Genomic DNA, 9330 nt, shown 5'->3' with positions numbered 1-9330 from the left:
GATCTACACCATCGGCGGCGCCCAGGCGGTCGCGGCGCTCGCGTACGGGACGGAGTCCATTCCGCGCGTCGAGAAGATCACCGGCCCGGGCAATGCCTACGTGGCGGCGGCCAAGCGACTCGTGTCGGGCGACGTGGGTATCGACATGGTCGCCGGTCCCTCCGAGGTCTGCGTGCTCGCCGACGCGACGGCAAAGCCCGTGGTGGTCGCGGCGGACCTGATGGCGCAGGCCGAGCACGACCCGCTCGCGGCCTGCTACCTCGTGACGTGCGACGCCGATTTCGCCAGGGAGGTCCTCGCGGCCATCGAGCGGCTGTTGGACGCGAGCCCGCGCGCCGACATCACCCGCACCTCGCTCGACGAGCAGGGTATCGTGGTCGTGGCGCCCGATATCGCCACGGCGGTGGCCGCGGTCAACACCATCGCGCCGGAGCACCTCGAGCTGCACTGCGCCGATGCGCTGGGCCTGCTCGGCTCCATCCGCAACGCGGGCGCCATCTTCGTGGGCGCTTGGAGTTCCGAGCCGCTCGGCGACTACGTGGCGGGTCCGAACCACACCCTGCCGACCGGCGGCACGGCTGCCTTCTCCAACCCGCTGTCGGTGGATGACTTCGTCAAGCGCTCGTCGGTCATCTGCTACACGCCCGAGGGACTGCTCGCCGATGCTCCCGCCACGCAGCGCCTGGCGCATGCCGAGGGGCTCTGGGCGCATGCCCTGTCCGCGGGCCTGCGCCGTCGCGTGCTCGAGTGCGGCGAGGCGTCCGTCGAGGCGGCTGCCCTTGGCCCGGAGGACCTCACGGCGATCGCCTGGCCGGACGATACCGAGGCGTGCATTTCGGGCGGGGCGAAGCGAGACATATAAAGAACCCTCGTGCCATCTGCCGCGCGCCGACAATTGAGGTTGGGCGCCCTGTAGCGCGGTGCCCGTCGTCGCCATATCCAGAGAGGAAGGAATTCGTCCATGGCAGAACTGTCCGAGCGCATGCGCGCCTACGTCCAGCCTCATCTCGCGAACATCGAGCCGTACGACCCCAACTTCACGCCCTGCCGCATCAACCTTTCGGCTAACGAGAACACCTACCCGGTGCCCGAGGGGGTGCGCGAGGCGGTCGACGCCGCGCTCGCCGCGACGGCGCTCAACCGCTATCCCGACCCGATGTCCGAGGAGCTGCGGTGCGAGCTGGCCGCCTGGCACGGGGTCGATCCCGCATGCGTCTGCGTGGGCAACGGCGGCGACGAGCTGCTGTTCAACTTCCTGCTGGCGTTCGGCGGGCGCGGCCGCACGCTGCTGAACTGCCCCCCGACGTTTTCGGAGTACGAGTTCTTCGCGCAGCTCACGTCAACCGACGTGCGCAACGTCGCGCGCGACCGCAAGACGCTCGCGGTCGACGAGCGCGCGACGCTTGCCGCGGCTTCCCGCGTCGACCTCGCCATCCTCACCTCGCCGAACAACCCCACCGGCGACGTCGCGTCCTCCTCGTTCGTGGCGCAGCTGTGCCGCGCGGTGGACGGCCCCGTTATGGTCGACGAGGCCTACATCGAGTTCGCCGAGGCCGGGGCGGACAAGCAGGCGCTGCTCGCGAGCTGCCCGAACCTCGTGATCCTGCACACGCTGTCGAAGGCATTCGGCGCCGCCGGCATCCGTTGCGGCTACGTGATCGCCGCGCCCGACATGATCGAGGTGTTCAGCGCGGTGCGCCAGATCTACTCCGTGAACGTGCTCACCCAGGCGGCCGCTCTCGCCATGGTGCACCGCCGCGATGCGTTCGCCCCCGTCGTGGAGCAGATCCGCGCGGAGCGCGCCCGCATCGTCCGCGCGCTCGAGGTGGACGAGCGCCTGCAGATCTGGGAGGGCCAGGGCAACTTTCTGCTCGTGCGCGTGCCGTCGGCGAGCGAGATCCGCAGCCGCCTGCGCGACGAGTATTCCATCTTGGTACGGGACTTCTCCTACATGCCCGGTCTGGCGGACTGTCTGCGCATCACCGTGGGCACGCCCGAGGAGAATGACGAGCTGCTGGCGGCGCTGGCGGTGCTGATCAACGAGGAGGCGTGAGACGCGACCATGACGAGGATTGCCGAGGTTACCCGCACGACGGGCGAGACCGATATCACCGTGAGGCTCGATTTGGACGGGACGGGCGCGTGCGACATCGCGACGGGCGTGCCGTTTTTCGACCACATGCTGAACGCCTTCGGGCGCCATGGCCTGTTCGACCTGACCGTGCACGCGACGGGCGATATCGAGGTCGACGCGCACCATACCGTCGAGGACACGGGTATCGTGCTCGGCCAGGCGTTCGCCCGCGCCCTCGGCGACAAGGTGGGCATCAGGCGCTTCGCCGACGTCGCGATCCCCATGGACGAGACCCTCGTCATGGCGGCCGTCGACATCTCCGGGCGCGGTCAGGCCTACTGCGACCTGCCGGTGCCCTGCGAGCGCGTGGGCACGTTCGACACCGAGCTCGCGGTTGAGTTCTTCTACGCGTTCGCCCGCGACGCGCGCCTCACGCTGCACGTGCGCGAGCTGGTGGGCGGGAACACCCATCACATCATCGAGGCGGCGTTCAAGGCCGCGGGCCGCTGCCTGCGCCTGGCCTGCGAGCACGACCCGCGCGTGCACGGCGTGCCCTCCACCAAGGGCAGCCTCTAGTCCGTCTGTGCCATCGTCGCGAAGGAGGATGTATGGCGACCATCGCCGTTATCGACTACCACAAGGGGAACCTCTCGAGCGTGGCGCGCGGCCTTGTGCGTGCAGGCGCCCATGCGATCGTGACCGACGACCCCGACGAGATCCGGGCTGCCGACGGCGCGGTCATCCCCGGCGTTGGGGCGTTTTTTGATGCGATCGCCTTCATGCACGAGACGGGGCAGGACGCCGCCGTGCTCGACGCCATCGCGGCGGGCAAGCCGTTTTTAGGCATCTGCCTGGGCACCCAGCTGCTGTTTGAGCGCGGCTGCGAGGGCGTGCCCGGTGACGTTTGCGCTCCCGATGCCTCTGCGTACGGCGACGGCCTGGCGCCGGGGACGGTGTTTCGCGCGCCCGACGGCAGCCGCTGGGTGCGTGGGCTCGGCGTGCTTGCCGGCTCCTGCACCGCCCTGCCCTCCCGGCGCCTCAAGGTGCCGCACGTGGGATGGGACCAGCTGCACGTGACCGAGGCGGGGCGCGCCTGCCCGCTGCTCGACGGCGTGGCCGAGGGCGCGAACGTGTACTACACGCATTCGTTTGCGGTCGACGACGATGCCGACAGCGCCGATATCGCCGCGCGCACCCATTACGGGCGGAGCTTCGCGGGCGTCGTGGCGCACGGCTCGGTGTTCGGCTGCCAGTTCCATCCTGAGAAATCTTCTGCGCACGGGCACGATATCCTGTGCAACTTCGTCCGCATCGTCGACGCTGCAGCCGCCCGCCCCGTCGCGGGCGCCGCATGCTGAAAGGAGGACCGCCCGTGATCGTGTTTCCCGCAATCGATTTGATCGGCGGCAAGGTCGTGCGCCTCGAGCGCGGCGAGCGCTCGCGCTGCACCGTGTACTCGGACGACCCCGCTGCCGTCGCCCGCGGCTTTGCCGAGCAGGGTGCCACCTGGCTGCATGTGGTGGATCTGTCTGCGGCCTTTGAGGAGGACGAGGAGGCGCGCGCGGCGAACACCGCGGCCATCCGTGCCATCTGCCAGGTCGACGGCCTGTCGGTCGATGTCGGCGGCGGCGTGCGCTCGCTCGCACGCATCGACGAGCTGGCGAGCTTCGGCTGCCGCCGCATCGCACTCGGCACGGTGCTCGTGACCGAGCCGGGGTTCGCCGAGGTCGCGGCGCGCGGATTCGGCAACCTGCTCGTGGCCGACGTCGCCGCGCGCGACGGCCAGGTGAAGATCAACGGCTGGCGCGATGGCGTCGCGCGCAGCGTGGAGGATGTGGTCGGCGAGCTCACCGAGCTCGGCTTCAAGCATCTGGTCTTCACCGATATCGCGCGCGATGGCATGCAGACGGGCATCGATGTCGACGCCTACCGGCGCGTGGCTGAGGTTGCCGGCTTCCCCGTGGTGGCCTCGGGCGGCGTGTCGACGCTCGACGACGTGCGCGCTCTCGCGCAGGCGGGCGGCTCCGTCATCGAGGGCTGCATCATCGGCTGCGCCCTCTACGAGGGCAACTTCACGCTCGCCGAGGCCCTTGCCGCGGCGGCGGAGGGAGGCGAGGGCGCATGCTGACGAAACGCGTGATTCCCTGTCTGGACGTGAAGGACGGCCGCGTGGTGAAGGGCGTCAACTTCGTGTCGCTGCGCGACGCGGGCGACCCCATCGAGCTCGCGGCGGCCTATGACCGGGAGGGTGCCGACGAGGTGGTGTTTCTGGACATCACGGCGACAAGCGACAACCGCGCCACGACAATCGACATGGCGGCGCGCGCCGCGGGCGAGCTCTCCATTCCCTATACCGTGGGCGGCGGCTTTCGTGACCTCGCGGGCATGCGGATCATGGTCGCCGCCGGCGCCGACAAGGTGTCCATCAACTCCGCTGCGGTGCGCGATCCCTCGCTGATCACCACGGCCGCATCCGCATTCGGCAGCCAGGCCGTGATCGTGGCCATCGACGCGAAGCGCGTGGGTGCGCCCGGCGCCCCCGGGGCTGACAAGTGGGAGGTCTACCTCGCAGGCGGGCGCACGCCGACGGGCATCGACGCCGTCGCATGGGCCGAGGAGGCCGCGCGCCGCGGGGCGGGCGAGATCCTGCTCACGAGCATGGACCGCGACGGCACGAAGGAAGGCTTCGACCTCGCGCTCACCCGCGCGGTGGCGCGCGCGGTGCCGATCCCGGTCATCGCGAGCGGCGGCGTGGGTACGCTCGAACACTTCGCCGAGGGCGTCATCGAGGGCGAGGCGGACGCGGTGCTCGCCGCGAGCGTCTTCCACTTCGGCACCTTCAGCATCCGCCAGGTAAAGGAGTACATGGCAGCCCAGGGCATCCCCGTCCGCCTCGACTTCTAATGTCCTCATTGGGGACGGGGTAGTTTGGTGTCACTTTGTCCTTATTGGGGACGGGGTTTCCTGGTGCCACATGGCATCAAGGGGGACGGACCTGAGGGGCGCTGCCCCCTTGCAGAAAAGCCCGAGGCGACTCGGGCGGAAAGGGTAACGATGGACGCAAGCGAGCTGACGTTCGACGCGCACGGGCTCATCCCCTGCGTGGTCCAGCAATACGACACCGGCGAGGTCCTCATGGTGGCGTGGATGAACGAGGAGTCCGTCCGGCTCACGCTCGAGACGGGCACCACGTGGTTTTGGAGCCGCAGCCGCAAAGAGCTCTGGAACAAGGGCGCTACAAGCGGCAACATGCAGCAGCTGCGTGAGCTGCGCGTGGACTGCGATGCCGACACGCTGCTCGCGCTCGTCGATTCCCCCGGTCCCGCCTGCCACACCGGCAACCGCACCTGTTTCTTCCGCACGCTGGGACGCGCGGATGACACCTCCTCCGGAAAGGACTGATGAGCAATGGGCGTTCGTACCGCTAACGTGCAAGACGGCAACATCGGCGAGACGCTGACCGGCCTCGCTGCGGTCATCCACGGCAGGCGCGACGCCTCGCCGGAGGAGAGCTATACGGCAAAGCTTTTGCAGGGCGAGGCGGATAGCCTTCTGAAGAAGCTCGCCGAGGAGGCGAGCGAGGTCATCATGGCCTGCAAAGATGACGACCACGATCACATCCGCTACGAGGCTGGCGACCTTGTGTACCACCTGCTCGTCACGCTCGAGCGCTACGACGTCACGCTCGACGAGCTTGCCGGCGAGCTGGACGCGCGCCACAAGTAGGGGGCAACTGCCGCTATTGCGCCCGTTGCGGTCGGTCCTGCGTTGTACGACAGGGGCTACCTGTGGAAACGCTAGAACATTCATCACCTTGCACGACAGACCGAGCGCCGGTTTTCGGGCATACTGCCGGTAGGGAACAGGCGGATGCGGCAGGAAGGTGATTGCGATGTTGCCGACAAGTGCTATCGAGTGGTTTTACGTCACGTGGTATTACGCGACGAGTTTCGTCGCCCCGATCATCCTGTTCGTGCTGGCGGTGCTTGTCGCGGTGAAGTACTTGCGCAGCGGGCGGCGCGATAAGAAGGTGACGGAGCAGACGGTTCCGGCAGTTCCGCCCGAGACCACAGTGGAGGCCGATGCGGCACGCGCGAAGCTCGAGCACGATCTTGAGCGGGCGCGTCTGGAGGTCGATCTTGCCGACGCGGGCCTCACGCGCCGCGAGCGCACGGTGCTGCTCGCCGTATGCGATGGCATGACACTTGCCGCCATTGCCGATGACCTGGGAGTTTCACGCTCGACGGCGGGCACCTACAGCACGCGCGCCTACGAGAAGCTCGGCGTGTCGACGCGTGAGGAGGCGCAGGCGTGGCTCGCGCGCTGCGCGTTCGCGCATGGTCTGGCAGACCGCGGGCTCACGCCGGGCGAGGTCGACGCCGCGCTTATGGCGGCCGACGGTGCGTCCACGGCAAAGATCGCCGAGAAGCTGGTGCTGAGCGAGGCGGCGGTCAACAGCCGCCTGCAGCAGGTTTACGGGAAGCTGCGCATTCACGGTCGCGCGGAGCTTGCGGCTTTGCGGAACGGTGCGTGAGGTAGCGGCTGGGTGCCTCGCCTGCCATGTGAAACCCTATGAATACAAATAAGATATTGTTAGGGGTACGATTTGCGGGTGTGATTTCTCCATCGGGCTGAGCCTCTCAGCGTTTCCGCAGGATTCAACTGGGGAAATGTTAAGGGGTATAGCGCCTATAGGCGATGGGTACCGAGAAATCGTACCCCGGTTCATATCTCATTTAAACTGCTTAACTGATGGCAATTTTAGCGGGTCATTTTTATACAGTCTGCGGACGGGACTATACATTCTGAAGCTCACATCTGGCCGAGGACATCTCTGCGTCGTAGCGATCGGGTTCAAGCTAGCGGTATGGACGCTGCGAGCTTGACCCGAGCTGCCTTAACGGACGAGCTTACGAATCCCCCTTACGGATCCGCTGCGCGTCCTCGCGCATCGCGCGCCTCGTTGCGGGGTACCATGGGGGCACGTATCGAAGCGGCCGAGGAGGCGCCCATGTCTGTCCTGTTTATTGAGTATCCCAAGTGCACGACCTGCAAGAAGGCCAAGAAGTGGCTGGACGAGCACGGCATCGACTACGTCGATCGCCATATCGTCGAGGAGAACCCCACGGCGGAGGAGCTCGCCGCCTGGCAGCAGCGTTCGGGCCTGCCGCTGCGCCGCTTCTTCAACACAAGTGGTATGAAGTACCGTGAGCTCGGCGTCAAGGCGAAGCTCGACGCCGGCATGAGCGACGAGGAGGCGTTCGAGCTACTCGCAACCGACGGCATGCTCGTCAAGCGCCCCATCGTGGTGACGGACGACACCGTGCTTGTCGGCTTCAAGGAGCCCCAGTGGGAAGAGGCGCTGCTGTAACTGGTGCTCCCAGCGTTTCAAAACAGAGCGCGAAATTGCGGGGTGGCAGGTTGTGTATCTGTCACCCCGTAGTCGTTCTAGAACACTTCCAGGCTGACAAGACGGTAGGCGTAGTAGGCGACCATCGCGATGTTCGCGACGATGCAGATGATGCCGAGCACGCGCCCGATGCGGATGGCCATCGGGTGGGCGGCGTGCTTGCTGGCGGCGAGCTGGGCGAGCACGATGGCGAGAACGCCTGCCAGCACGCTCAAGATCCAGCTGACGAACATGGCGAGGATGATGCCGGCGACGCCGACGCATGCCGATACGATTGAGAGCATCGAGCTGCCGGAGCCGTCGTCGGGCGCGGTTCCGCCTGTGGCGGTGCCGTTCTCCGGCAGGTCGTCGGTGGTGTCGACAGCGTCTTTCACGATGGCATCGTTGTCGATATCGGACATGGAACCTCCTGATCGATCTGCATGGTCGGGACGAGACGGCAGGCGTTATGCCGCGACCCGTTGCATCGCCTGCACATGGGCGATACGGTAGTGGATGCCCCGGTTTTGCCGGTGGGCACCCCGGCACGCGCTCTCGTGCGGCCCCCACGTTTTGCACGCCCTGTGGAATCGGTACCGCAGGGCGTGACCTTGAGTCGACTTCATATGATAGCGTCGGATACGACAAGCCAAGCCGTTCGGCGCGTCAAGGGGAAGGAATACCATGGATGCATCAGACCTCGAGACACTTGCCCGCGCGGTCGCGGACGGCACCATGACGCCGGCCCAGCTCGTCGAGCGCGTGCATCTCGACGCGGTGACGGACCTCGGGTACGCCCAGGTCGATACCGAGCGCGGAGTGCGCACGGGCGTGTCCGAGGTCATCTACGGTGCCGGCAAGACGGCGGCCCAGATCGCCGGTATCGTGGCTGCGATGCGCGAGGCGGGCCAAAGGCGGGTGCTCATCACGCGGCTCGATGCCGAGAAGGCCGAGGCGCTCCGTCAGGCGGGTTGCGACTTCGCCTATCACGAGGTCGCGCGCGCAGGCGTGGTGGGAGAGCTGCCCGAGCCGGACGGCAACGGCACCATCCTCGTGGTCACGGCGGGCACCTCGGATGTTCCGGTGGCCGAGGAGGCGGCGCTGACCGCCCGGTTTCTGGGCAACCGCGTGGAGTGCGTGAACGACGCCGGGGTCGCCGGCATCCATCGCCTGCTGCGCCATGCCGAGCAGATCGCGCGTGCCCAGGTCATCGTCGCCATCGCCGGTATGGAGGGCGCGCTGCCGAGTGTGGTGGGCGGGCTGGCCTCCTGCCCGGTGATCGCGGTTCCCACGAGCGTGGGGTACGGGGCGAACATGGGCGGGCTCACCGCGCTGCTGGCCATGGTGAACAGCTGCGCGAGCGGGGTGTCGGTCGTGAATATCGATAACGGTTTCGGGGCCGCCTACCAGGCGTCCCTTATCAACCATCTTCCGGGCAAGGAGGCGTAAGGTCGCGTGGACGCTATGCAGAAGGAAATGAACGTGCGAGGGAACGTGCCCGCAGGTCACACGCTGTATCTGGACTGCCAGAGCGGCATCGCCGGCGACATGCTGGTGGCGGCGCTGCTCGATGCGGGTGCCGACGAGGCGGCCATGCGCCGTGCGCTGGCGAGCCTGCCGGTCGGCGGGTTCGAGATCGCCGTCACGCGCGTGAAGAAGGCGGGCATCGACTGCTGCGATTTCGCCGTGCTGCTGGATGCGGCGCATGAAAACCACGATCACGATATGGCCTACCTGCACGGTTCGGCGTACGCTGCTCACGAGCACGAGCACGAGCACGAGCACGAGCACGAGCACGAGCACGAGCACGAGCACGAGCACGAGCACGAGCACGAGCACGAGCACGAGCACGAGCACGAGCACGAGC

13 protein-coding genes are annotated in these 9330 nt (G+C 67.2%); 12 read left to right on the top strand and 1 reads right to left on the bottom strand.

All coding sequences use genetic code 11. The annotated features are described in order from the left end of the window. From hisD to H6A21_RS10395, 10 genes are all read left to right on the top strand, one after another. Positions 1-862: histidinol dehydrogenase (hisD, locus tag H6A21_RS10440; protein WP_204562710.1), on the top strand; the 862-nt coding region annotated here is incomplete at its 5' end. 99 nt (positions 863-961) lie between these two features. After that, positions 962-2053 carry a histidinol-phosphate transaminase gene (gene hisC, locus H6A21_RS10435; RefSeq protein ID WP_204562708.1) on the top strand — a complete coding sequence of 364 codons (1092 nt, stop codon included), beginning with the start codon at positions 962-964 and terminating at the stop codon, positions 2051-2053. Between the two features lie 9 nt (positions 2054-2062). Further along, positions 2063-2650, top strand: coding sequence for an imidazoleglycerol-phosphate dehydratase HisB (gene hisB, locus H6A21_RS10430; RefSeq protein WP_204562706.1), 588 nt, complete (start codon positions 2063-2065; stop codon positions 2648-2650). Positions 2651-2682: 32 nt separating this feature from the next. Continuing rightward, on the top strand, positions 2683-3432 hold the full coding sequence (locus H6A21_RS10425) for a glutamine amidotransferase-related protein (protein WP_204562704.1): 750 nt from the start codon (positions 2683-2685) through the stop codon (positions 3430-3432). A gap of 14 nt (positions 3433-3446) precedes the next feature. Beyond that, positions 3447-4202, top strand: a complete 756-nt coding sequence (locus H6A21_RS10420) for a HisA/HisF-related TIM barrel protein (protein ID WP_204562702.1) — start codon at positions 3447-3449, stop codon at positions 4200-4202. Further along, complete coding sequence (gene hisF / locus H6A21_RS10415) at positions 4196-4978, top strand: imidazole glycerol phosphate synthase subunit HisF (RefSeq protein ID WP_204562701.1); 783 nt, start codon at positions 4196-4198, stop codon at positions 4976-4978. The genes H6A21_RS10420 and hisF overlap by 7 nt, the downstream gene beginning before the upstream one ends. 150 nt (positions 4979-5128) lie before the next feature. Continuing rightward, positions 5129-5476, top strand: a complete 348-nt coding sequence (hisI, locus tag H6A21_RS10410) for a phosphoribosyl-AMP cyclohydrolase (protein ID WP_204562699.1) — start codon at positions 5129-5131, stop codon at positions 5474-5476. A 6-nt stretch (positions 5477-5482) separates the two neighbouring features. Further along, on the top strand, positions 5483-5800 hold the full coding sequence (hisE, locus tag H6A21_RS10405) for a phosphoribosyl-ATP diphosphatase (RefSeq protein ID WP_204562697.1): 318 nt from the start codon (positions 5483-5485) through the stop codon (positions 5798-5800). 166 nt (positions 5801-5966) lie between these two features. Beyond that, on the top strand, positions 5967-6608 hold the full coding sequence (locus H6A21_RS10400) for a LuxR C-terminal-related transcriptional regulator (RefSeq protein WP_204562696.1): 642 nt from the start codon (positions 5967-5969) through the stop codon (positions 6606-6608). 477 nt (positions 6609-7085) lie between these two features. After that, positions 7086-7445: an arsenate reductase family protein gene (locus H6A21_RS10395; RefSeq protein WP_204562694.1), complete on the top strand. Its 360-nt coding sequence runs from the start codon at positions 7086-7088 to the stop codon at positions 7443-7445. A 77-nt stretch (positions 7446-7522) separates the two neighbouring features. On the opposite strand, the gene H6A21_RS10390 is transcribed toward H6A21_RS10395, so the two are convergent. Next, the gene (locus H6A21_RS10390) at positions 7523-7885 is read right to left on the bottom strand and encodes a hypothetical protein (protein ID WP_204562693.1); all 363 of its coding nucleotides are present in this window, start codon (positions 7883-7885) and stop codon (positions 7523-7525) included. Between the two features lie 262 nt (positions 7886-8147). On the opposite strand from H6A21_RS10390, the gene larB reads away from it, so the two are divergent. Both larB and larC read left to right on the top strand, forming a co-directional pair. After that, the gene (gene larB / locus H6A21_RS10385) at positions 8148-8912 is read left to right on the top strand and encodes a nickel pincer cofactor biosynthesis protein LarB (RefSeq protein WP_204562691.1); all 765 of its coding nucleotides are present in this window, start codon (positions 8148-8150) and stop codon (positions 8910-8912) included. 15 nt (positions 8913-8927) lie between these two features. Next, positions 8928-9330 (top strand): nickel insertion protein (gene larC, locus H6A21_RS10380; RefSeq protein WP_239462820.1); only part of this gene is annotated, 403 nt, incomplete at its 3' end.

The sequence above is a fragment of the Collinsella tanakaei genome (genome assembly GCF_016902615.1).
Taxonomy (GTDB): domain Bacteria; phylum Actinomycetota; class Coriobacteriia; order Coriobacteriales; family Coriobacteriaceae; genus Collinsella; species Collinsella tanakaei_A.
This window is presented reverse-complemented; position numbering and strand designations above follow the sequence as displayed.